Source organism: Tsukamurella soli (genome assembly GCF_039541155.1).
Classification (GTDB): Bacteria; Actinomycetota; Actinomycetes; order Mycobacteriales; family Mycobacteriaceae; genus Tsukamurella; species Tsukamurella soli.
The window spans coordinates 15,783-37,313 of sequence record NZ_BAABFR010000018.1; the positions used below are offsets into that span (position 1 = coordinate 15,783).

Below are 21,531 nucleotides of genomic sequence, written 5' to 3' on the forward strand. Positions count from 1 at the left end.
CACATCAAAGTCTGCTGCGGACTCACTTCGCAACTCGAAGCTGTTTCCGATATCGAATCGTTATCAACCGGGGGTGTGGGCAGGCAGAGGACCTGGCCGATCGGATATCCCGCCCGGCAGACGTGCAACCGCCCCCAGCAATCACCGACACTCGATCCCACCTGCGACGACACCGCACGAGGCGGTCTCGCTGCACAGGGACCGAGCCGTCGGATCGGGGCACCCGGGCCGCGAACATGCATTGACCGTACGGGCAACATATACAACTAAGGTTGAAGGCGCCCGCTACCCTTGGTCAGCAGAGTGCAGGTCCTGTCCTGGCGCCACCCCGGGCCGAACCCCGCGGCTGTGCCGGCATCGGCGGGGCGGGTGCTCGGCACGCGGCGCGCCATGTGATGGATCTCGCGACGTCCCGCGATGCTTGCCGCTTAGAGTGCCCGAGTGGATCAGGTGTACGAGGGGTACTGGTGGGTTCCGACCGCCGCCGACGAACGCATTCCGGGTGTCTTGACAATCGCTCCGACTGGCAGGGCCGAACTCAACCTCATCGGTGCATTCCTCGCTGGATACACGCCGCAGGAGGTCGGCATCATGAGGAACACTCCCGTTGCGTGAATTTCCTGTGATTCTCGGCGAGTCAGTGAACCACGAGCGGTTGACACTGATCCGTCCGTACGAGTCTCGGCCGAGTGGCGTCGGCTTCGATCTGGTGCCTCGCCGGATGACGCTCCGTGCGCAGCGTGTCCTGAAGGGGCTGCACATCGACGAACCCGACTCGGCGGTGTTCGCCGCCGCCCACGTTCGCATCGAGAATCTCGACGTGTGGTCGGGCTTCGTGTCGTTCGACCGAAGTGCGCTACCGGGTTGCACCTGCCCGAGCGCGCGGGTGATCAAGCACCGTGATGTCGTGTTCACGCACAATGAACTGCGCTTTCGCGTCAGGCACAGGTTGGGGCACTTCCAATTCGATCAGACTCGCAACCACGACGGGGTCGCGTGCCCTTCGTGGGCGGTGCTGGAGATCGAATCCGACACACCGCGTCCGCCGGACGGCTTCGATGATGCGATCGCGACCTGGGTCGACTTGGTGTCGTTCGCGACGCGACAGGCCTGCGCACTCACGGCGTTCACTCTCGTGCACGCCGAGCCCCGTCAAACCGGCGTCCCCCGCATGACCGAGCTGGGTGACGGCACTCACGCCCTGAGGCCTACGACGGTCGAGCGCGAGCAGAAGGCCCAGGTGTACGCGCTGTGGACCGTCACCCCCGATCCGGAGTCCGCGCGGCCCGTCTCCCTGAAGGACTTCACGTTCCTGGTCGAGGATCGACCGCTCGCGGACTGGTACAACGCCTGGGCAAGTCTCCCTGCGGGGTGCCGTCCCGGTATCAACGCCCTCTTGAGTCTCACCTACGGGCGTAACACCTTCGTCAACTCGGACTTCTTCGCGGTGGCGAGCGCCGCCGAGTCGATCTACCGCGTCTACGGCGACAAGGCCAAACCGATCGACAGCGCCGAGTTCAAGCGGACACTCAAGGCGGCCACCAAGGACCTCGATGAGACGTGGGCGCAACGGATCAAGTCCGCGGTGCGAAACGAGCCCGAGTACGTCGACAAACTGAAGTCCCTCACAGCCCTGCCTGATCAACAAGCCACCGCGACGGTCATCCCAGACCGCGACCGATGGGCCCGAGAGTTCAAAGATGCTCGTAATGGCGCAGCCCACGCCCTGTCGAGGGCCGATGTGGGAGCCGTGCACCTGCACCGGCTGACTCAGCAGACGCGCACTCTCCTGGAGTTGGTACTCATGCAGAAGATCGGCGTGGCCGCCGAAGCTCAGCGGATGCACGCTCTCACGAACGGGGCCGGTTGACAGGTGATGACACCGACGCACCCGATACGACATCGTAGGGGCGTCGTAGTCGATGTCGTAGGCATCTCCGCTGGTCACGACTATGTCGTAGATGTCGTAGGGATGTCCCCGTATACGCGGCGGTGGCTACCCAGGCACATATACATAGCAATGCTAACAATTGTCGAGACTTTTTCACTCACTACGACATGAGCGTGGACGGGCGACCCCCTACGACATCTACGACATTGCCTCTGAACTGCGAAGATGCCTACGACATCGGTTACGACACCCCTACGATGTCGTAACCCGTCGCAGCAGACAGCCCCGCGAACCCAGTCCGGGTCGCGGGGCTGCGATGCGGTGTCGCCGGTCAGCCGAGGTGGATCCGGATGATCTCCTGGCCGCGGACCTCGACCTCGCCGCGGCCGGCGAGGACATCGATCGCTGCGGGGATGTAGGTGCCGTGCCGCTTGCTGCTGCGCACCGCCGGGCGCTGCACGGTGGCGCCGATCATCGGGATGCGGTGGCGGATGTAGTCGGCGGCCGCGGTGATCAGAGAGTCCTCGGTCACCGTCTCGGGGGCGCCGGTGGCGGCGTCGAAGCTGCGGAGCATCCACTCGGCGATGTGCCACCCCGACTGCATGTGCGCGGCGGTGATCGGGTGCTCCACCGCCGGGTCGAGGTGCGCGACGTCGAGCTGGGCGAAGCATCGGGCGATGCGCACGGCGCGGCCGATCACCTTGCCCCAGGCCTCTGCGCGGGTACCCGGCTGGCGCTTGATGCGCTCCACAACGGCGTAGTGCCGCGCGATCACCTGGAGCGCCTCCGGGGTCAGCCGGAAGCGCAGCCGCGCCTCCGGATGCTCGGCCGCGAGGAGATACGTCCGCACCCACTCCCGCTCGACGGCGCGCAGGTACGCGTCCCTGGCCTTCGGGTCTATCGACCGGTCCCGGTCGAGAGTATCCGGCTCGGACTCGGGGACGAGGACGAATCCCTGCCTGTCGGACCAGCCGTTGGTGGTGATCCTGCTCTTCGCACCGGTGGCGGCCTTCGGGGCGTGTGCCTCCTTCACCGGGTCCGGCTGCACGATCAGCAGGCTGCACAGGCTCGGCGCCTGCACCTCGGTGACGCCGCGCGTGATGCGGTGCGTGCTGATGTACTCCATGTCGTACGCCGAGCAAACTTCGCGGTCTCCATGCTCCGCGTGTCCGTGCGGGTCGCCTGGGTCAGGAGCTCCGAGGCCTCCGGGTAGATGAGGAAGCCCCGGCCGCGCTGGCGCTCCAGCAGCTCCATCATCGCCTCCGGGGTGGCGTCGGTGAACACCGGCTCCGCCTTGGGCGGGACCGCCGCCATCGCCGCGTCGGCCATGGCTCGAAGCCTCGCCGCCTTCGCCCCGAGGTCCCCGGCAAGGCCCTGCGGGGTGGGCGGCACCCAGCCGCCCGCCTCGGTTGCGCGTCCCGCCACCGCAGCCGTGATGGGGCCGGCCGTGCCGCCGTCGACCAGCTCTTTCACGGCAGTCTTCGCCGCCTCCTTGGCGGCGAACTCCGCCTCCTCGGCCGCCTCGCTGAGGGCGTCGGCCTCCATCTGGAGCTCACGACGCCGCTCGCCGAGGGTGACGTTGATCACTCCGACCGCCGTGTCTATCGGTGCCCGGACCGCCTTAAGAACCGGCGTCTTTCGCGTCGAGGGCGGCGACGCCCACCATGATCCAGAGCGCCCCGGGCTCAGCCTCCCATCCGTCCGTGACGTGCGTCGTTGCCGGTCCGCAGCCAGCCGCGAGCACGGCGATCTGCATCGGCGCGACGAGCTCGACGGGCACGGCCATGGACGAGGCCAACGCGGTGCAGTAGCCGCGGAGTGCGGGCGGCGGCGCCTCCACCGGGAACGGCCCGGGATCAACGGCAGCGGCGGCATTCCCACCGCCGTTGCGCGGTTGCGGCATCGTCCAACCAGGGGTGCCGAACGCCGGACCCTGCGCCGCCGGCTCGGGGACGGTGGGCATGCTCGCCCGCATCACCGCCGCCGCCTGCCGCAGCCGCGCCGCCCGCTTGAAGTCACCGTCGGCCTCCGCCTCGGCGGCGCACCTCCGCGAGGCACGCGGCGAAGACATGGACTGGGTCGTGCCCAAGACCATGCGCAAGACCGTCTCGACGGCGGTGTATGAGGCGAAGGGGCTCGAGGCAGCGCAGCGTCAGCTTGGTCACGCGACGCCCGAGACGACCCGGCGGCACTACGTCCAGCCGAGCAATCGCGCCCCGGACAACCGCGACGCCCTCGCGGAGTATTCGTTCCGTAAGCGTTCCGCCGACCCCCAGAAACAGGAAAAGACCGGATAAGAAACCCGGTCTGACCTGCATAAACTGTGCGCCATCAGGGACTCGAACCCCGAACCCGCTGATTAAGAGTCAGCTGCTCTGCCAGTTGAGCTAATGGCGCGCTGCTCGCTCACTTCGCGTTTCCCGCTCGTTTGCGTGCTGGAAGACTGTAGCAAGCCGCGGCGGCAAAAGTGAAATCGCCACCCTCTCTGCAGGTCGGGGACGGTTCGCCGGGTCGCAGGGCGGCCGGTACCCGCGCTCGTGCTGTGATGGACACGATGACCGCCCTCACACAGCCGCCTGGCAACCCGCTCCGTCCGCCCGCGCACCGGGTATCGCCTCGCGCCCGGACGTGGTGGGCGGTGCGGGCGGCGGCACCGTGGCTGGTGGTCACCGTCGTCGTCGCGGCCGCCCTCGCGGCCGCCACGGGCCCGTCGGCGTGGTTGGTGCTGGCGTCGGTGCCGCTCGGGGTCGGCGTCGTCCACGCGACCGTGATGCCGCGGTGGCGCTTCGCGTTCCACCGGTGGGAGGTCACGCCGGAGGCGGTCTACGCCCAGACGGGGTGGCTGACTCGGACGCGGGTCCTGATCCCGGTGTCGCGGGTACAGGTGATCGACACCGTCGCAGGGCCACTGGAGCGGGCGTTCGGGCTCGCGACCCTGACCGTGACCACCGCGTCGTCGGCGGGCACTGTGCACGTCCCCGGTCTCGAGCGAGCGGTGGCGGAGTCGGTCGCGACCGGCCTCACGATCGGCGTCGCAGGGGATCGTGATGACGCGACCTGACGCCGCCGGTTGGAACCGGCTGTCGCCGTGGGCGATCGGAACACGCGTCGTGAAGTCGCTGCCGTCGCTGGTTCCGGCGCTGATCGGCCTCGTGTTCCTCGGCCGCTCGTCGGGGCCGGTGGTGTGGGCCATCGTCGCACTGCTGCTCGCCGCCGCCGTCGGTCTCGTCCCGTGGCTCACGACCACCTATCGCGTCACCCCGACGCAGCTCGAGGTCCGCCGCGGGCTACTGCGACGGGAGAACTCCACCGTCCGACGCGACCGGGTGCGCAGCGTGGACTCCGAGGCGGGGCCGCTCGAACGCGTTCTGGGCCTGCGCATCCTGAAGATCGGCACCGGGGTCGGCGGCGAGCACCACGCGATCCGGCTCGACCCCCTCCGCGCCGACGTCGCCGACGCCCTGGCGCGCGAACTGCTCCGCCGTACGCCGAACGACGGTGCCGGGCAGGCATCGCCGGCGGAGGTTCCATCTCGGGCTGAGGATCACGGCGCCGCGGCCGAGATCGAGATCGCCCGGATGAACCCCGCGTGGATCCGCTACGCCCCGTTCTCCCTGACGGGCCTGGCGACGGTCGCCGCGGTCGGCGGCGTGGGGCTGCGCGTGAGCTCGGACCTCGACCTCACGGATGCCGGCTCCGAGACCGCCGCGCGCTGGGGCGAGCAGTTGTGGGCGCTCGGTCCGATCGTGGTGATCCCATTCGCCGTGATCGCACTCCTGCTCGTCGCGGCGGCGGTATCGGTGGTCGCGTATGTGTTCGCGTTCTGGGGATTCCGGCTCACCCGCCGCGGCGACGGCACCCTGCACACCACGCGTGGTCTGGTGTCCACCAACTCGATCACGCTGGAACGCAAGCGGATCCGTGGCGCCCGCGTGCATCAGCCGATCCTGATGCGGATACCGCACGGCGCCAAGGTGTTCGGGTTGGCGTCGGGCTCGACTCGGCACCCGATGCTACTGCCGCCCGCCCCCGAGTCGCGCGCTCGCGAGGTCGCCGACGTCACTCTCGGGCGGCCCGGCACCGTCGGGGCCACGACGGTGCAGCACGGCCCGATCGCGCACCGCCGCAGATGGACTCGCGGCGCACTGTCTGCGCTGCTGCCGCTCGCCGCGGGTGGCGCGGCTGCAGCGTGGCTACCCGGCGCGTGGCGGGTCGCGGCCACGGTCGCGGCCGTGCTGCTCGCCGTGGTCGCGGTAGTGAGCGCGGAGCTGCGCTACCGCAATCTGGGTCACGCGATCGTCGGGGACGCGCTGGTGATCGGCGAGTGTGCCGTGGCCCGGAGCCGCACCGTGCTCGAGTTCGACGGTGTCGTGGGTTGGGTGACGAGGGAATCGGTGTTCCAACGCCGCTCGGGCGTGCTGACGCTCATCGCGGCGACGGCCGTCGGCGCGCGGCGCTACCGGATCACGGACCTCGAGCCCGACGCCGCAGCGGCGCTGGCGGCCGCGGTGCTGCCCCGTACCGTCGAACCGATCCGGGAGCGCACCACCCGAGTGATCAGCGGGGAGTCAGCCGGTACAACTTGATCGTGCGACCGCCCGCCCATCGAACGTAGTCGTCGTACGCCGGCCAGATCGCGACCACCTCCGGCCACAACCGCCGCCGATCACGTTCGGACAGCCGGACACCGCGAACGGGGATCCGCCTGGTCCCCAGCAACACCTCGGCCTCCGGGGCGGCCTCGAGGTTGTACGACCAGGCCGGATGGTGCGCCTGGCCGAAGTTGGAGGCGACGACGATGAAGTCGGCGCCGTCACGGATATACAGCAGCGGCACCGACCGCGGCCGCCCCGAGCGGCGTCCCACCGTGGTGAGCGTGAGATTCGGGACGAGCCACGACGGCAGCACATGCACCCGCCCACCCGAAAACCGGGTGACGGCCTTGTCCAGCGGCACGATCCGCCGGATCGCGGCCGACACCGGCCGATACGTTCCCACGCGCAGAGCACGGGTTTTGAGGGCGGCGACTGGGGACATGGCGGTCAGTGTAGGTGCGCGACACCACCCGCCGGGCCGCTACGGGCTCAGCCGGTCCCCGCCCGCCGCCGCGAGCACGGCGGGGAGCGAGTAGTACTGGGTGGCGTTGCCCTTGACCTGGCCGGTGTCCGAGTCGCTCAGCGTCACGGCGTCGGTGATGATCCCCAGCGCCGCCCCGTCCGAGGTGCGTACCAGGGGCCCGCCGCTGTCGCCGGGCGTCGTCTTGATGTCGGTCAGGATCCAATCGCCCTGCACCTTGATCACGGTGCCGCAGCGGAAGCCGTTCACCGAGCCCATCTGGCACACCTTGTTGCCGACCTTGGCGGTGCCGACGGTGCGCGGTGCGATCCGTCCCTGGCTGCCGAGCAGCTTCACCGTGTTGTCGGTGACGCGGAACGTGGCCCAGTCGGGACCGAACGGGTTGACCGGCATGAACTGCCCGGGACGCTTCGGGTCGGGCTTCACCGCAGGCGACTTCGACTGGACGATCTCGCCGATGATCCACTGCTGTCGCCCTACCGGCTGGTCCGGCGAGCCGCAATGGCCGGCGGTCACGCCGAGGCGCTGGCCGCTGGGGGTGACCACGGCGAAGCCCATGGTGCACTGCAGTGCCGCGAATCGGCCGTCGCCCAGTGAACGCTGCAGGATGTCGATCCGGTCGCCCGGCCCGACGGACTTCGGCGAGGGGCTCGGCGTGGCGGCGGCCGTCGTCGCGCCCGCCGGGGCTGTCGGAGAACTCGGCGTCGGTGCCGCGTACGCGGTCCCGCTGACGGCGGTTGCGACCGCGGCCGTCGTCGCCGCTGTCAATGCCGCCAGGCGCAAACGTGCAACGCGCCGTGATCCCTTCGCCAAAACACACCCCATCCGTATCGTTCGTCCCGCCGCCGGCCTGGGCCGAGGCCCGCTGACCATAACAGTCGGTGCTGCAGAATTCCCATAAGCCCTGAGTGCGGCGCGGACCCGGTGTGGTAAAGAAGCGATTCGACATTCGTTGCCGGTCGACGGGGTCGGCCCGTCGGCGGGTCAGGCCGCAGCGGTGACGGGGAGCGTCAGCGCGGATCCGCCGTCGGCGTGCACGACGGTGTGTCGGTTGCGGGCGAGTCGCGCCGCGGTGAGTGGGTTCTCCCCGGTCCCCGGATTGCGTGAGAACTGCGGGAACGACCCGCCCGCCACCAGCAGCCGCACCCGGTGCCCCGCGCGGAACGTGTGCGCGACCGGCAGCAGCTCGAGGTCGACGGTGGCGGACCCGGCGCCGTCGCGAGCGCCTACCCGCACGTACCCCTCGCTCACATTGCGGGAGCGCCCGGCACCGTCGACCTCGCTGACCCGCACGAACAGGTCGGCGTCGGGCAGGTCGGAGGCGTGCACGAGGCGTACGGACGGAACCCCCATCACCGTCAGGTCGGCCGGCAGCCGGTCGCCGTCGTATGCGAGCACGTCGGCGCGCGCGGCGAGGGCGGAGTCGTCGGCGTACCCACCGTCGCCGAGCAGATTCCCGCCCACCGTCGGCGTCGGGTCGGCCGGGTCGTACGTGAACGAGGCACCGGCGACCCCGGACCCCGGGGCGTGCGCGGTGAGTCGCCCGCCCGGGGCGAGGTGCAGTGTCCGGGCGTCGCTCGCAGGCGGCCAGGCAGGCAGCCGCACCCACGCGTCCGTGCCGGTGACCTCGACGTGCACCGGGGTCGCCCGGGCGCCCGGGCGCGCGTGTGCGAGGTGCGTGTCCAGCCAGGCCAAGCTCTCGGGGGCCATGACGCGCTGGGCGCCGAATGTGATGTCGGCGTGCGCCCACGCGCCGACGGTGAGCGCGACATCGACGCCGCGCTCGGCCAGGCGCGTGTACTGCTCGACGCTCTGCGCCAGGAAGATGTCCTGCCAGCCGGCGAGGACGAGCACCGGGCACGTCGCCCGCTCGAGCGCGTCGGCGTGCTGCATCCGAGCCCAGAACGGGTCCGCGAGGTCCGGCCGCGTCAGGCGCTCGTGCACCCAGGGTGCCGTCGTCGCGAAGTGTCGGTCGGCGGCCGGCACCGTCGGCGTGGCCGACAGGATCGGCCGCAGCCGCCGCGGCGCGGTCGCCTGCGCGAGGATCATCGCCAGCGGGTTGCGGGCCGAGGCCTGTGTCGCGATCAGCTCGGCCCAGCCGATCACGTCGAGCCTGGCCGCGCCCGTGTCCCATGTGTGTCGGGCGAAGTCGTGCGGCCCCATGACGACTACGGCGGCGGCCAGGTCGACCGGTGGTCGGCTGAGCATCGCCCACTGCGTGTAGCCCAGATACGAGCCGCCGACGGTGCCGAATCGCCCCGGGTACCAGGGCTGCCGGCGCATCCAGGTGACGGTGTCCTGCCCGTCGCGTACCTCGTCGCGCATCGGGTCGAAGACGCCGCCGGAGTCGGCCGTGCCGCGCGAGGACGCGAACAGCACGGTGTATCCCTGCCCGGCGAACAGTCGGGCCGCGGGCATCGCCATCACCGGATCCCGGCCGTACGGGCCGCGGATCAGCACGAGCCCGCGGCTGGAACCGCGCGGGGTGTACAGATCGGCGCCGAGTTCGACGCCGTCACGCATCGGGATCCGGACGGTGGCGATCGTGTACCGGCCCGGCGTGGGGAGATGGTTTCGGCGCGCGAACCACCGGTCGGCCAGTGCGCCGGCGAGGGGTACCGAAACCATGCGTCCACTCCCACGTGTCGGGTTCCCGACCACGCTAGCGGTGCGGCTGCCGCCCGGTCCGAGGGGGCCGATCGTCCGCGGCCTACCGGGCGGCTACCAGGTCGTGCCGTTGACGCCGGGGAACACGCAATGTCCCCAGTGGTCGACGCGCCCGATGATCATGCCGTCGTAGCCGGTGCAGGACTTGTTGATCCCGCTGCACGAGTGGTTGTCCGTCACCACCTTGCCGGGACCGCATACCGTGCCCGGATTCGGTGGCGGTGCCGCGTGTGCCGTCCCGGCGGCGAGCGTCAGGCCGAGCGTCGCGGCGACCGCAGCAAGCGATCTGGTGAGAAGTGCCATCGGGACCTCCTGGGATCGCCCCCATTCACAGCGAATCCTACGTCTGGACTGTGACCGGTGTCACTCTAGTTCCGGCCGTTTGCCCGTTTCGGTGGACGAGCGCGTCGGTGGCGGGATCGCGTCGGTCCAGGCGTCGCCCGCTCAAGCTTCGCCGCGCCGCAGCAGCCGGCCGTGCGGCGACTCGAAGTCGACGCGGCGGCCGCGTACCCACGTGCCGGTCACGACGCCCGCGACGGCGCGCCCGTCGTACGGCGAGACCGGGTTGCGGTGGTACAGCGCGTGGACGTCCACGACCTGGGCGCGCTCGGGCGCGAAGATCGCGAAGTCGGCGTCGTAGTCGAGCGCGATCCGACCCTTGTGGGACATCCCTGCGATCTGGGCGGGCTTCGTGGCCATCCACTCGACGACCTGCTGCAGGCCGATACCCCGGCGCTTGGCCTCGGTCCAGATCAGTGACAGCCCCAGCTGCAGAGATGCGACGCCACCCCATGCGACACCGAAGTCGCCGTTCTCGATGTCCTTGAGGTCGATCGTCGAGGGCGAGTGATCGGACACGATGGAGTCGATCACGCCCGCCTGCAGACCCTGCCACAGCAACTCCCGATTCGAGGCCTCGCGGATCGGTGGGCAGCACTTGAACGCCGTTGCCCCGTCCGGGATCTCCTCGGCGAGCAGGGTCAGGTAATGCGGGCACGTCTCGACGGTGAGCCGCACTCCGTCGCGCCGCGCGCTGGCGATCATGGGCAGGGCGTCCGACGACGACAGGTGCAACACGTGCGCACGGACGCCGGTCCAGCGGGCGCGCTCGATCACCTCGGCGATCGCGAGGTTCTCGGCCCCGCGGGGCCGAGAGGCCAGGAATCCCGCGTACCGGGCACCGTCGGGCTGCGGCGCGTGGTCGATGGCCCACGAGTCCTCCGCGTGGACGATCATCAGCGAGTCGAACGACGCGAGCTCGGCCATGTCGGCCTCCATCTCGTCCGCGCTGAGCGGCGGGAACTCGTCGACGCCCGAGTGCAGCAGGAAGCACTTGAAGCCGAACACGCCCTCATCGTGGAGAGAGCGCAGATCCGCCTCGTTGCCCGGCACCGCGCCGCCCCAGAAGCCCACGTCGATATAGGCCTTCGGGGCCGCGGCCGCGCGCTTGACCCGCAGGGCGCCGACGTCGACGGTGGGCGGGATCGAGTTGAGCGGCATGTCGACGAGGGTGGTGACGCCTCCCGCTGCGGCGGCGCGGGTGGCGGACTCGAAGCCCTCCCACTCGGTACGGCCCGGCTCGTTCACGTGTACGTGGGTGTCGACGAGCCCGGGGATCATCACCTCGTCGTCGGCGAGTTCGATCACCTCGGCGGCGCTCAGGCCGTTGCCCAGCGGCTCGATCGCGACCACGCGACCGTCCCGGATCCCCACCTCCCGCGCCGCGATCCCCGCTGAGACGAGGATCCGGCGCCCGCGGACCACCAGGTCGTACACGGGGGCGGCGGAGCCGTTGTCGGTGTCCATGGGTGCTCCTTCGAGGATTACTCATCGTGGAAGTGAGGCGCGCGGTCGGGCGGTCTGCGGTGGGGCTGCTCGTGTCCGGGCCGATTGTAGTTCCATCCGTCGACCGAGCGATTCCAGGATGTGACATCGGCCCTTGACAGATGCGGTCTCCGTGCGACTTACTGGGCTCACCGACGGAATTAGAATTCCACACCATGGAATATGGCAGCATCGGTCCTCGACGTCGCGGGCCGTGAGCGAAAGTCCTCGTCTATGACCAGTCACGGAACCACCACGGAGGAGTGCTCCCCGACTCCTCCCACGGCCGAGCCCGCCACCCCGAGCCCCGGTCTGTACAACGCCGACCTCGCGCCCACTGCGCGCAAGGGCCGCACCTGGCGCTCGTACAGCATCTTCACGCTGTGGGCCAACGACGTGCACAGCCTCGGCAACTACGCCTTCGCGATAGGCCTGTTCGCGCTGGGCCTCGGTGGCTGGCAGATCCTGCTTGCACTGGGTCTGGGCGGCGTGTTCCTGTTCCTCCTGCTCAACCTCTCCGGCTTCATGGGGGAGAAGACGGGCGTCCCGTTCCCCGTCATGAGCCGTATCGCCTTCGGGATCCGCGGTGCGCAGATCCCGGCGCTCGTCCGCGGGGCTGTGGCGGTCGCGTGGTTCGGCATCCAGACGTACCTCGCATCCGTCGTCCTGCGCGTCCTCATCGTTGCGGTAGCGCCGGGTACGGCCTCATGGGACACCAACAGATTCCTCGGTCTGTCCACGCTCGGTTGGATCTCGTTCCTGGCGCTGTGGGCAGTGCAGATGGTGATCGTGAGCTACGGCATGGAGCTGATCCGCAAGTACGAGGCGTTCGCCGGCCCCATCATTCTGATCACGATGGCGTCCCTCGCGATCTGGATGTTCGGCAAGGCGGGCGGCTCCATCGCGTGGTCCACCCCGGCTACGAAGACCGGGTTCGACATGTGGCGGCAGATCGTGGGCGGCGCCAGTCTCTGGGTCGCCATCTACGGCACCTTCGTGCTCAACTTCTGCGACTTCACCCGGAACGCCGTGTCGAGGCGCGCCATCGTGCGGGGGAACTTCTTCGGCATCCCGCTCAACATGCTGCTGTTCGGCGCGATCGTCGTGGTGCTCGCGGGCGCGCAATTCAAGATCGACGGCAAGGTCATCGAGTCGCCCGCCGACATCGTGAAGACGGTACCCGACACATTCCTGCTGGTACTGGCCTGCCTCGCGTTGCTGGTGCTGACGGTGGCGGTGAACCTGATGGCCAACTTCGTCGCTCCCATCTACGCGCTGTCCAATCTGTTCCCGCGGGTCCTCGACTTCCGTCGGGCGGGGCTGGTGTCCGGCGTCGTCGGCCTGGTGATCCTGCCGTGGAACATGTACAACTCGCCGGCTGTGATCTCCTACTTCCTTGGTGGCCTCGGCGCACTTCTCGGGCCGCTGTTCGGCATCGTCATGGCCGACTACTGGCTGGTGCGCCGCTCGCGGGTCGACGTCCCGTCGTTGTACAGCGACCGGCCGGGCGGTCCGTACCACTACGCCCGAGGTGTCAACGTCCGCGCGGTCGTCGCGCTTGTCCCGACGGCCGCCGCAGCCCTACTGATGGCCTTCGTGCCCGCCTTCCATGCGGTCTCGGACTTCTCCTGGTTCATCGGTGCCGGCCTGGGTGTGGTGGTGTACCTGTTGGTGGCGGACCGCAAGGGCCCGTTCGCCGAGGCGTCGGGCGAGGCCATCGCCGTTCCCAGCAAGCGCTAGTTCGCGCAGAACCCTAGGAGTCCCCGTGCGCATCCTCGTCGCCAACGTCAACACCACCGCCGCGATGACCGACGCCATCGCCGCCTCGGCCCGGCAGGTCGCGTCGCCCGGCACCGAGATCGTCGGGATCACGCCACGGTTCGGCGCCGACTCGTGCGAGGGCAACTTCGAGTCCTACCTCGCGGCGATCGCGGTGATGGATGCCGTCACGCGATACCCGGCGCCGTTCGACGCGGTGATCCAGGCCGGTTACGGCGAACACGGGCGGGAGGGGCTGCAGGAGCTGCTCGACGTCCCCGTCGTGGACATCACCGAGGCCGCCGCGTCGACGGCGATGTATCTCGGCCACAAGTACTCGGTGGTCACCACGCTGGACCGCACCGTGCCACTCATCGAGGACCGCCTGAGGCTCGCGGGGCTCGACGCCCGGTGCGCCTCGGTGCGCGCGTCGGGCCTGGGCGTGCTGGAGCTCGAGTCGGACCCGGAGCGTGCGGTCGCCGCGATCGTCGCGCAGGCCCGCGAGGCCGTCGAGCGCGACCGCGCCGAGGTGGTCTGCCTGGGCTGCGGTGGGATGGCCGAGCTGGAGCGGGCGGTGTCGGCCGCGACCGGTGTGCCGATCGTCGACGGCGTGCGCGCCGCGGTCACCGTCGCCGAGTCGCTGGTGCGGCTCGGGCTGAGCACCTCCAAGATCCGCACGTACGCCGCTCCGCGGCGGAAGACGGTGACGGGCTGGCCCCTCAACCCAACATGAGCACCGTTCCGTCGCCGCAGGTCTGAGCCTCGAAAACCTGAGGGCGCTGCTACAGCGTGATCTGCCGATTCACGTCCTTGTACAGCAGGTAGCGGAAGTCCGACGGCCCGCCCGCGTAGCAGGCCTGCGGGCAGAACGCGCGCAGCGACAGGTAGTCGCCCGCCTGCACCTCGACCCAGTCGCCGTTGAGGTGGTACACCGCCTGGCCCTCGAGCATGTACAGGCCGTGCTCCATGACGTGCGTCTCGGCGAACGGGATGATCGCTCCGGGCTCGAAGGTCACCACGTTGACGTGCATGTCGAAGGCCAGATCCTCCGGGTCCAGCAGGCGCGTGGTCCGCCAGCGACCGGCGGTGTCGGGCATCGGGCTCGGCTCGATGTCGCGCTCGTCGCCCACCACGACGCGGGGCGGATGGCCGTCGAGCGGCTCGTAGCGCTTGCGGATCCACTGGAACCGCACGGGTTCGGCGCCGGTGTTCGTGACGCTCCAGCTCGCGCCCGCCGGCGCGTAGACGAACCCACCGGGAGCAAGGGTGTGCGCCCCGCCCTCGACGGTCACCGTCAGCTCGCCCTCGAGCACGAACACGAAGCCCTCGACCTCGGGTTGCGGCTCGGGCCGCTCCGCACCGCCACCGGGCGCGACCTCGACGATCGACTGTGCGAACGTCGTCGCCCCGCCCGGTACCGGCCGGTTCAGGATCCACGCGCGGGTCCCCGTCCAGCCGGGGAACACGGAGGTGACGATGTCGCGCAGCACGCCGCGCGGGATGACGGTGTAGGCCTCGGTGACGATCGCGCGGTCGGTGAGCATATCGGTCTGCGTGGGCAACCCGCCGTGCGGTGCGTAGTAGCGGGGCTGGTCAGCCATGGCTGTTCTCCTCGATCGGGCGTTTCAGGGCGAGGTCACGCACGGTGCCGACGGTCACCTCGGCCTGGGACTCGACGTCGGTCGCGGTGAGCGCGCCGCACGCCAGGCCGCGGTGGATGAACGATGCCAGCGCGCGGGCGGTCGCAGGCTCGTCCATGATCGCCGAGTCGACGTGGTGGACGTAATCTCGCAGCCGCCGCGCGGCGGGTGGGAAACCGTCGCGGTAGAAGGCATAGGTGGCCAGGTATCGGGTGACGAGCTGGTGCGGGTGCAGGTCCCAGCCCTGGTAGATGCCGCGTTCGAGGTGCCGCCGCACCAGCCGTGCGTGCAGCCGCCAGGCGGCCGCCACGTGCTCGGCGTCGCCGATCGGCAGGATGTTGGTCGAGCCGTCGGACATGTGCACCCCGGTGCCGGCGACGGCCAGTTGCATCACGTTCTTCGCGTGATCGGCGGCGGGATGGTCCATCGCCTGGTAGGCGGCCGCGATGCCCAGTGACGCGGAGTAGTCGTAGGTGCCGTAGTGCAGCGACGAGACCCGTCCCGCGGCCGCATGGATCAGGCGGGCGACCGGCGCGGTCCCGTCGGCCGCGAGGATCACCTGCGGCGTCTCGACCTGCACCTCGAACCTCAGCCGCCCGGACGGTAGGCCCAGGGAGGTCTCGAGCCGCTCGGCCACGAGCGCCATCGCCTCGACCTGCGCGACGGTCGTGACCTTCGGCAGGGTCAGCGTGAGGCCGTCCGGCAGGCCGTGCTCCGCCAGGCCCGTGAGGAACAGGTCCAGGGTGCGCAGGCCGCGGGCGCGGGTGGGCGCCTCGAAGCACTTGAAGCGGATGCCCAGGAACGGGGGAGCGATACCGTCGGCGAAGGCCTGCGCCGCCGCCTCGACCGCTTGCGCGACGTGGGCGTCCTCCACGTCGTCACCGCGATCGCCGTACCCGTCCTCGAAGTCCAGCCGCAGATCCTCGATCGGCTCCGACTCGAGCTTGGCGCGCACCAGCGCGGCGAGGGTCGCACGGCTGGCTTCCGTTCCGGCGCCGACGGTGTCGGCCACCGCCGCGAGCCCGCCGGCCTTGTCCGCTGCCGCGAGCGCCGCGGCGCCCCACGACGCGGGAAGATCGGGGGTGTAGCGGTCCGCGGGGACGTACACGGTGTGCACGGGCTGACGGCGGCCGTCGTCGCCGGGGTAGAGGCGGGCGAGAGCCTCGTCGGTGTCGGCGAGCCGGGCGTCGATATCGGCGAGCGTGTCGCCGGTGAGGGCGCGGCGGCTGGACGGCATGGTTCTCCCTAAACGATTTGATGGAATATCAGTTCCGCATTGCGGAGTTTATTAGCTCCGCTGTCGGAGCACAAGCGAGCAGGCTTTTGTCGGAACGGCTCGATGTTCCGGATCGCGGAACGACGGGCGATTCCGCGGTACCCTGGCATCGCTCGGCCGCAGCTGCCGCATGAGCCGAACCCGCAGCGAGAGGAGCCACATGTCGACCAACGCCCCCGGTGTCCAATCGGTCGAGCGCGCATTCGAGCTGCTGGAGCTGATTGCGCGCGGCGGCGGCGAGTGTTCGCTGAGCGAGCTGTCGACCGGCACGCCGTTGCCTCCCCCTACTATCCACCGCCTGCTGCGCACGCTGGTCGGTATCGGCTATGTCCGGCAGCTGCCCAACCGACGCTACGCGCTCGGGCCGCGTCTGATCCGGCTCGGCGAGGTGGCGAACCGGCAGCTCGGCGCCGTCGCGAGACCCGTGCTGCACACGCTGGTCGACGAGCTGGCAGAGTCCGCCGGCCTCGCGGTGCTCGACGGTGACATGGTCATCTACGCGGCGCAGGTCCCGTCGCCGCACAGCATGCGTACCAACAATGAGGTCGGACGCCGCGTGAACCTGCACAACAGCGGGGTCGGCAAGGCGGTGCTGGCCGAGCTCGACGACGCCCGCATCGTCCGCCTCGTGACGCAGGCCGGATTCCCGGCGGCGACCCCGAACAGCGTCACCTCGCTGTCAGGTCTGTTCGCCGAGGTGGAAAAGGCTCGCACACAGGGCTTCTCGATCGACGAGCAAGAGCAGGAGATCGGCGTCCGCGGCTTCGCCATGGCTGTGCCCGGCGCTCCGACGCCGATGGCCGTGGGCGTCTCGGGGCCGCTCTCCCGGCTGGACGCCGACTTCGCCGACCGAGTGGTCCCCGCGCTCGCACGTGCGACCGCGACGCTGTCCGAGGCGCTCATCGGCGCGCGGGAGGCGTAGCCGGTTGGCACCGAAAAAGGCCGGTTGACCAGCGTTTCTGCTGGTCAACCGGCCTATCTTCACTCGGGGTGAGTGACGGGACTTGAACCCGCGACAGCCAGAATCACAATCTGGTGCTCTACCAACTGAACTACACTCACCATCGGTCCCGGCACGCCGTGACCGAGTCTGTACTCTACCCGACGGCCGCCGCAGAACACGAATCGACGGCCCGGTACGTGTCCCACTGCCGATCGCGTGGCAGCATGACGAACGCGCAGCCGATGGCGGACCGTCCGCCCCGTCGTGATGGACACCGCCCCGCCTGGTAGGCGGCATGGGCATCGGGGAGGACCCGAGCGGCATCTGAGATCCGGGACTACGCGGGTCCGAGGTTCTCGACGACGGTGGCGAGCTCGTCCGCCGTCGGCCCGGGCTCGGGCACGAATGCGGTCTGCCGGTAGTACTTCAGCTCCCGGATCGACTCGCGGATGTCGGCGAGGGCGCGGTGCGCCAGCCCCTTCGGGGGCTGACCCTGGTAGATCCGGGGGTACCAGCGCCGGCACAGCTCCTTGATCGAGCTGACGTCCACCATGCGGTAGTGCAGGAACCCGTCCAGCTCCGGCATGTCCCGCGCGATGAAGCCGCGGTCGGTGCCGATCGAGTTGCCGGCGAGCGGCACCGTCCGCGCGGTCGGGATGTGCTCGCGCAGGTACGAGAGCACGGCCTCCTCGGCGTCGCGGACCGACACCGTCGACGTCCGGACCTCCTCCGTGAGGCCGGATTTGGTGTGCATCTCGACCACCACCGGGAGCATTGCGGCCAGGGAGGCGTCGTCGGCGTGGATCACGATGTCCACGCCCTCGCCGAGGATCTCGAGGTCGCTGTCGGTCACCAGGGCGGCGATCTCGATGAGCCTGTCCGATCCCAGATCGAGACCCGTCATCTCGCAGTCCACCCACACCAGTTTGTCGTCCACGCACACACCCTAACCGGCACGGGCGGCACGAATCGGCGACAGTGTCGCGACGAGATGCCGCGCGGCCGCGGCCGGGGGAGGACAGTGGAGAGGGCGGCACACACACCGATGCCGCCCGACCCGAGAGGGGATGCACATGCCCGTCGTCGACGTCGACGTCACGTTCCGAGTGACTCTGCAGCAGCCCACGATCGAACAGTTGGACGCGGTGCTGCGGTGGGCGGCCACCACGGGCGCCGGTGCCTCGCTGGACGCCAGCCATTCCGGTACCGCCACCGTGGACCTCGCCCGTACCGTCCAGACCGCAGCGGACGGGGCCAGCGGTGGCGGTGGGGCCGGAGGAGATGGAGCCATCGGTCTGGCCGCGCGGGAGCTCGGTCTCCGGCTGCCGGTGGTGGTCGGCGGCCGCCTGCGCCCCGCCGACCTCTCGGCTGCCGCCTTCCCGGCGATCGACGCGACGCTCGCCGCCGTCTTGACTCGCCAGCCGCCGTCTTCCGGCGTCCCCGCCACCTGAACACGGTCGATACGCGCGATGGCGCTCACCGCGCGCGACACCGGCGAGGCGGTCGTGACAGTGCCCCCCCGGACCGACGCCCCGCGGAGATCGGTGCGCCTCCGGGTCAGTTGCCCGCGAGCTTCTTGTACATCTGGCCCACGATGGGCGCGATGATCCGGCGCGGCGTGTAGTTGCCCGCTGTGGACATCGCCTTCGACAGCAGGCCGGGCACGACGCGCATCTGGTTCTTCTCCAACGCGTCCAGGGACACCCGAGCGGTGTATTCGGTGTTCACCCACAGGAACTCGGGAACCACCTTCTCCACGGTGGAGCGGTCTGCGGGGTCGGGCAGCTCGGTGCGCACCGGGCCCGGCGCGAGCAGGGTCACGTGTACGCCCAGCTCCTTGACCTCGCCGCGCAGCGACTCGGAGAAGGTGTTGGCGAACGCCTTCGACGCCGCGTACGTGGCGTTGTTGGGGATCGGCATGTTGCCGGCCGCCGACCCCGTGGTCAGGATTCCGCCGTTGCCACGTTTCACCATCTGCGGCAGCACGGCCAGCGTCAGGTCGTGCACGGCGGTGGCGTTGAGCTCGAGCTGTGCCCGCTCGTAGTCGGGGTCCAGGTCGATCACCCTGCCGAACGTCGCCGTTCCGGCGTTGTTGCACAGGATCGAGACCTCGCGGCCGGCGAGCTCGCGACACAGCTCGCCGCGGGCGCTCGGGTCCGCGAGGTCGACGCCGCGGACCTCGGCCTCGACGCCGAAATCGGCGCGCAGCTTCGATGCCAGGGCCTCCATCGGCTCGGTGCTCCGGGCCACCAGGATCACCGAGTGGCCGCGCCTGGCGAGCTCGGTAGCGAGTGCGACACCGATGCCGGACGAGCCGCCGGTCACCACGGCGCGGGCGGAGGAGTTGGGTGCGGGTACGGGCATGGGTAGCGATCGTACCGACCCGGTGCCAGTGACCCGCACCCCGTTGAGCGCGGCTACAGGGCCGCGGCCAGCTCGGTCCCCTGCCGGATCGCGCGCTTCGCGTCCAGCTCGGCCGCCACGTCGGCCCCGCCGATGACGTGCGTGGGCACCCCCGCGGCCTGCAGCGCTTCGTCGAGCCGCCGCTCCGACTCCTGGCCGGTGCACAGGATCACGGTCTCCACATCCAGCACACGGGGGTCGTGGTGGTCCTCGCCGAACGAGATGTGCAGGCCGGCGTCGTCCACCCTCTCGTAGTTGACCCCGTTGAGCTGCTCGACGCCCTTCATCTTCACCGACGCCCGATGCACCCAGCCGGACGTCTTGCCCAGGCCGATGCCCTGGGGGGTGGTCTTGCGCTGCAGCATGTACACCTTGGCGCGCGCCGACGGTGCCGGGTGCGGCTTGGTGACGAAGCCACGGACCGTGGCGTCGCGGGTGACGCCCCACTCGGCGTTCCACTCGTCCAGGTGCAGCGTGGGCGACTTCGCCGTGGTCACGAACTCGGCCACGTCGAAGCCGATCCCGCCGGCGCCCATGATGGCGACGGTGTCGCCCACGGGCTTCTCGCCGCTGATCGCCTGGGCGTAGGTGATCACCTTGGGATGGTCCACCCCGGGCAGGCTCGGGACGCGCGGCACGACGCCGGTGGCGATCACCACCTCGTCGAATCCGCGCAGATCCTCGACGCCCGCGGCGGTGCGCAGATGCGTTGTCACGCCGTACTTGTCGAGCATCGTCGTGTAGTAGCGGATGGTCTCGGCGAACTCCTCCTTGCCGGGAATCTTCGCGGCGTAGGAGAACTGGCCGCCGATGTGGTCGTTGGCCTCGAACAGCTCGACGTGGTGGCCGCGCTCTGCGGCGCTCACGGCCGCCGACAGGCCCGCCGGACCGGCGCCGACGACGGCGACCCGCTTCGCTGCCCGCGTGGGGCCGAGGACCAGCGAGGTCTCCCGTCCCGCACGGGGATTCACGAGGCACGACACCTTCTTGTGCACGAAGGCGTGATCGAGGCAGGCCTGGTTGCAACCGATGCACGTGTTGATCTCGTCGGCGCGCTCGCTCTGCGCCTTGTTCGCCCATTCCGGATCCGCGAGCAGGGGCCGGGCGATCTGCACCAGCTGCGCGTCGCCGCGATACAGCACCTCCTCGGCGGTCTCGGGCATGTTGATCCGATTGGCCGCGCAGACGGGGATGTTCACGGCACGGGTGACGTCCGCGGTGAAGGCGGTGAACGCGCCGCGCGGCACCGACGTCACGATGGTGGGCACCCGCGCCTCGTGCCAGCCGATGTCGGTGTTCAGGATCGAGACGCCGGCGGCCTCCAACTTCTGTGCGAGCGAGATGATCTCGTCGCGCGTCTGCCCCTCGTCCACGAAGTCGGCCATCGACAGCCGGAACACCACGATGAAGTCGTCGCCGCAGCGGCGCCGGATCTCCTTCACGATCTCCACCGCGAAACGGTGCCGGTTGTCGGCCGAGCCGCCCCACTGGTCGGCGCGTTTGTTGGTGCGCGGGGCGAGGAACTGATTGATCAGGTAGCCCTCGCCGCCCATCACCTCGACACCGTCGTAGCCCGCGCTCTTGGCGGTCTTCGCGGCGTTGCCGAAGTCCCGGATCGTCTTCCGGATCTCGAAACCGGTCATCTTGCGGGGGCGGAAGGGGTTGATGGGGGCCTTGATCGAGCTGGCGGACGCGCTCAGCGGATGGTAGGCGTAGCGGCCGGCGTGCAGCAGCTGCATCGCGATCTTGCCGCCCTCCGCGTGCACCGCCGAGGTGACCCGTCGGTGCAGCAGCGCGTCGATCGGCGAGCTCATCTTGGCGCCCGCCGGAAGCAGCCAGCCGGTGATGTTGGGGGAGTAGCCGCCCGTGATGATCAGCCCCACACCGCCTTTCGCGCGTGCGGCGAAGTATGCGGCCAGCTTGTCGATGTCCCAGGGCAGGTCCTCGAGGCCGGTGTGCATCGAACCCATCACGACGCGGTTGCGGAGCGTCGTGTGGCCGAGGTCGAGCGGCTCGAACAGCAGGGGGTACTTGGTCGGGGTGGTCATCGCGA

General features: G+C 69.9%; 22 protein-coding genes and 2 tRNA genes. 9 read left to right on the plus strand and 15 right to left on the minus strand.

What is annotated here, in order from left to right; translation table 11 throughout:
- The first annotated feature begins 441 nt into the window (after positions 1-441).
- Together ABD908_RS07825 and ABD908_RS07830 are read left to right on the plus strand one after the other, a co-directional pair.
- Complete coding sequence (locus ABD908_RS07825; RefSeq protein ID WP_344993341.1) at positions 442-615, plus strand: ApeA N-terminal domain 1-containing protein; 174 nt, start codon at positions 442-444, stop codon at positions 613-615.
- Positions 616-640: 25 nt separating this feature from the next.
- Positions 641-1,870: a HEPN domain-containing protein gene (locus ABD908_RS07830; protein ID WP_344993467.1), complete on the plus strand. Its 1,230-nt coding sequence runs from the start codon at positions 641-643 to the stop codon at positions 1,868-1,870.
- A gap of 352 nt (positions 1,871-2,222) precedes the next feature.
- Here the strand turns inward: ABD908_RS07830 and ABD908_RS07835 are convergent, their stop codons facing one another.
- From ABD908_RS07835 to ABD908_RS07845, 3 genes are read right to left on the minus strand one after another with little or no spacing between them, the layout of a single operon-like run.
- Complete coding sequence (locus ABD908_RS07835; RefSeq protein ID WP_344993344.1) at positions 2,223-3,017, minus strand: DUF3987 domain-containing protein; 795 nt, start codon at positions 3,015-3,017, stop codon at positions 2,223-2,225.
- Complete coding sequence (locus ABD908_RS07840; protein ID WP_344993470.1) at positions 2,942-3,625, minus strand: DUF3987 domain-containing protein; 684 nt, start codon at positions 3,623-3,625, stop codon at positions 2,942-2,944. Before ABD908_RS07840 ends, ABD908_RS07835 begins: the two co-directional genes overlap by 76 nt.
- Positions 3,513-3,962, minus strand: coding sequence for a hypothetical protein (locus ABD908_RS07845; RefSeq protein ID WP_344993473.1), 450 nt, complete (start codon positions 3,960-3,962; stop codon positions 3,513-3,515). Before ABD908_RS07845 ends, ABD908_RS07840 begins: the two co-directional genes overlap by 113 nt.
- Here ABD908_RS07845 and ABD908_RS07850 point away from each other — a divergent pair.
- Entirely contained in the window at positions 3,853-4,188 is a 336-nt protein-coding gene (locus ABD908_RS07850; RefSeq protein WP_344993347.1) for a hypothetical protein, read from the plus strand. The genes ABD908_RS07845 and ABD908_RS07850 overlap by 110 nt on opposite strands.
- A gap of 27 nt (positions 4,189-4,215) precedes the next feature.
- On the opposite strand, the gene ABD908_RS07855 is transcribed toward ABD908_RS07850, so the two are convergent.
- Positions 4,216-4,288 (minus strand) — tRNA-Lys (locus ABD908_RS07855).
- Positions 4,289-4,445: 157 nt separating this feature from the next.
- Between ABD908_RS07855 and ABD908_RS07860 the strand changes: the two genes are divergently transcribed.
- Positions 4,446-4,952, plus strand: a complete 507-nt coding sequence (locus ABD908_RS07860) for a PH domain-containing protein (RefSeq protein WP_344993350.1) — start codon at positions 4,446-4,448, stop codon at positions 4,950-4,952.
- Positions 4,939-6,477, plus strand: coding sequence for a PH domain-containing protein (locus ABD908_RS07865; protein ID WP_344993353.1), 1,539 nt, complete (start codon positions 4,939-4,941; stop codon positions 6,475-6,477). Before ABD908_RS07860 ends, ABD908_RS07865 begins: the two co-directional genes overlap by 14 nt.
- Here the strand turns inward: ABD908_RS07865 and ABD908_RS07870 are convergent.
- The 5 genes from ABD908_RS07870 to allB all read right to left on the minus strand — a co-directional run bounded on the left by ABD908_RS07870 (position 6,449) and on the right by allB (position 11,440).
- Positions 6,449-6,928, minus strand: coding sequence for a nitroreductase family deazaflavin-dependent oxidoreductase (locus tag ABD908_RS07870; RefSeq protein ID WP_344993357.1), 480 nt, complete (start codon positions 6,926-6,928; stop codon positions 6,449-6,451). The genes ABD908_RS07865 and ABD908_RS07870 overlap by 29 nt on opposite strands.
- 39 nt (positions 6,929-6,967) lie before the next feature.
- On the minus strand, positions 6,968-7,735 hold the full coding sequence (locus ABD908_RS07875; protein ID WP_344993360.1) for a chymotrypsin family serine protease: 768 nt from the start codon (positions 7,733-7,735) through the stop codon (positions 6,968-6,970).
- Positions 7,736-7,951: 216 nt separating this feature from the next.
- Positions 7,952-9,595 (minus strand): CocE/NonD family hydrolase, encoded by a 1,644-nt coding sequence (locus ABD908_RS07880; RefSeq protein ID WP_344993363.1) that lies wholly within the window; start codon positions 9,593-9,595, stop codon positions 7,952-7,954.
- A 93-nt stretch (positions 9,596-9,688) separates the two neighbouring features.
- The gene (locus ABD908_RS07885) at positions 9,689-9,937 is read right to left on the minus strand and encodes a hypothetical protein (RefSeq protein WP_344993366.1); all 249 of its coding nucleotides are present in this window, start codon (positions 9,935-9,937) and stop codon (positions 9,689-9,691) included.
- Positions 9,938-10,078: 141 nt separating this feature from the next.
- Positions 10,079-11,440: an allantoinase AllB gene (gene allB / locus ABD908_RS07890; RefSeq protein ID WP_344993368.1), complete on the minus strand. Its 1,362-nt coding sequence runs from the start codon at positions 11,438-11,440 to the stop codon at positions 10,079-10,081.
- Between the two features lie 252 nt (positions 11,441-11,692).
- Between allB and ABD908_RS07895 the strand changes: the two genes are divergently transcribed.
- The gene (locus ABD908_RS07895; protein ID WP_344993371.1) at positions 11,693-13,198 is read left to right on the plus strand and encodes an NCS1 family nucleobase:cation symporter-1; all 1,506 of its coding nucleotides are present in this window, start codon (positions 11,693-11,695) and stop codon (positions 13,196-13,198) included.
- Positions 13,199-13,223: 25 nt separating this feature from the next.
- Positions 13,224-13,949 (plus strand): aspartate/glutamate racemase family protein, encoded by a 726-nt coding sequence (locus ABD908_RS07900; protein ID WP_344993373.1) that lies wholly within the window; start codon positions 13,224-13,226, stop codon positions 13,947-13,949.
- A 49-nt stretch (positions 13,950-13,998) separates the two neighbouring features.
- On the opposite strand, the gene ABD908_RS07905 is transcribed toward ABD908_RS07900, so the two are convergent.
- Both ABD908_RS07905 and ABD908_RS07910 read right to left on the minus strand, forming a co-directional pair.
- Entirely contained in the window at positions 13,999-14,817 is an 819-nt protein-coding gene (locus ABD908_RS07905) for a bifunctional allantoicase/(S)-ureidoglycine aminohydrolase (protein ID WP_344993376.1), read from the minus strand.
- Complete coding sequence (locus tag ABD908_RS07910) at positions 14,810-16,093, minus strand: DUF6986 family protein (protein ID WP_344993379.1); 1,284 nt, start codon at positions 16,091-16,093, stop codon at positions 14,810-14,812. The genes ABD908_RS07905 and ABD908_RS07910 overlap by 8 nt, the downstream gene beginning before the upstream one ends.
- Before the next feature lie 199 nt (positions 16,094-16,292).
- On the opposite strand from ABD908_RS07910, the gene ABD908_RS07915 reads away from it, so the two are divergent.
- Positions 16,293-17,054, plus strand: coding sequence for an IclR family transcriptional regulator (locus tag ABD908_RS07915; RefSeq protein ID WP_344993382.1), 762 nt, complete (start codon positions 16,293-16,295; stop codon positions 17,052-17,054).
- 67 nt (positions 17,055-17,121) lie between these two features.
- On the opposite strand, the gene ABD908_RS07920 is transcribed toward ABD908_RS07915, so the two are convergent.
- A tRNA-His gene (locus ABD908_RS07920) sits at positions 17,122-17,194 on the minus strand.
- Between the two features lie 218 nt (positions 17,195-17,412).
- On the minus strand, positions 17,413-18,012 hold the full coding sequence (gene orn, locus ABD908_RS07925; RefSeq protein ID WP_344993385.1) for an oligoribonuclease: 600 nt from the start codon (positions 18,010-18,012) through the stop codon (positions 17,413-17,415).
- A 136-nt stretch (positions 18,013-18,148) separates the two neighbouring features.
- Between orn and ABD908_RS07930 the strand changes: the two genes are divergently transcribed.
- Positions 18,149-18,526, plus strand: a complete 378-nt coding sequence (locus ABD908_RS07930) for a hypothetical protein (RefSeq protein ID WP_344993387.1) — start codon at positions 18,149-18,151, stop codon at positions 18,524-18,526.
- 106 nt (positions 18,527-18,632) lie between these two features.
- Here ABD908_RS07930 and cmrA read toward each other — a convergent pair whose 3' ends face one another.
- Together cmrA and ABD908_RS07940 are read right to left on the minus strand one after the other, a co-directional pair.
- On the minus strand, positions 18,633-19,439 hold the full coding sequence (cmrA, locus tag ABD908_RS07935; RefSeq protein WP_344993389.1) for a mycolate reductase: 807 nt from the start codon (positions 19,437-19,439) through the stop codon (positions 18,633-18,635).
- A 53-nt stretch (positions 19,440-19,492) separates the two neighbouring features.
- A complete protein-coding gene (locus ABD908_RS07940) occupies positions 19,493-21,526 on the minus strand; it encodes an FAD-dependent oxidoreductase (RefSeq protein WP_344993391.1) in 2,034 nt (677 codons plus the stop codon).
- Positions 21,527-21,531 lie beyond the last annotated feature (5 nt).

Coding starts and splice junctions, on each gene's coding strand:
- ABD908_RS07835 (WP_344993344.1), bottom strand. CDS start 3,017: ATGGAGTACATCAGCACGCACCGCATCACGCGCGGCGTCACCGAGGTG.
- ABD908_RS07850 (WP_344993347.1), top strand. CDS start 3,853: ATGCTCGCCCGCATCACCGCCGCCGCCTGCCGCAGCCGCGCCGCCCGC.
- ABD908_RS07845 (WP_344993473.1), bottom strand. CDS start 3,962: ATGTCTTCGCCGCGTGCCTCGCGGAGGTGCGCCGCCGAGGCGGAGGCC.
- ABD908_RS07860 (WP_344993350.1), top strand. CDS start 4,446: ATGACCGCCCTCACACAGCCGCCTGGCAACCCGCTCCGTCCGCCCGCG.
- ABD908_RS07865 (WP_344993353.1), top strand. CDS start 4,939: ATGACGCGACCTGACGCCGCCGGTTGGAACCGGCTGTCGCCGTGGGCG.
- ABD908_RS07870 (WP_344993357.1), bottom strand. CDS start 6,928: ATGTCCCCAGTCGCCGCCCTCAAAACCCGTGCTCTGCGCGTGGGAACG.
- ABD908_RS07880 (WP_344993363.1), bottom strand. CDS start 9,595: ATGGTTTCGGTACCCCTCGCCGGCGCACTGGCCGACCGGTGGTTCGCG.
- ABD908_RS07885 (WP_344993366.1), bottom strand. CDS start 9,937: ATGGCACTTCTCACCAGATCGCTTGCTGCGGTCGCCGCGACGCTCGGC.
- allB (WP_344993368.1), bottom strand. CDS start 11,440: ATGGACACCGACAACGGCTCCGCCGCCCCCGTGTACGACCTGGTGGTC.
- ABD908_RS07895 (WP_344993371.1), top strand. CDS start 11,693: ATGACCAGTCACGGAACCACCACGGAGGAGTGCTCCCCGACTCCTCCC.
- ABD908_RS07905 (WP_344993376.1), bottom strand. CDS start 14,817: ATGGCTGACCAGCCCCGCTACTACGCACCGCACGGCGGGTTGCCCACG.
- ABD908_RS07910 (WP_344993379.1), bottom strand. CDS start 16,093: ATGCCGTCCAGCCGCCGCGCCCTCACCGGCGACACGCTCGCCGATATC.
- ABD908_RS07915 (WP_344993382.1), top strand. CDS start 16,293: ATGTCGACCAACGCCCCCGGTGTCCAATCGGTCGAGCGCGCATTCGAG.
- ABD908_RS07930 (WP_344993387.1), top strand. CDS start 18,149: ATGCCCGTCGTCGACGTCGACGTCACGTTCCGAGTGACTCTGCAGCAG.
- cmrA (WP_344993389.1), bottom strand. CDS start 19,439: ATGCCCGTACCCGCACCCAACTCCTCCGCCCGCGCCGTGGTGACCGGC.
- ABD908_RS07940 (WP_344993391.1), bottom strand. CDS start 21,526: ATGACCACCCCGACCAAGTACCCCCTGCTGTTCGAGCCGCTCGACCTC.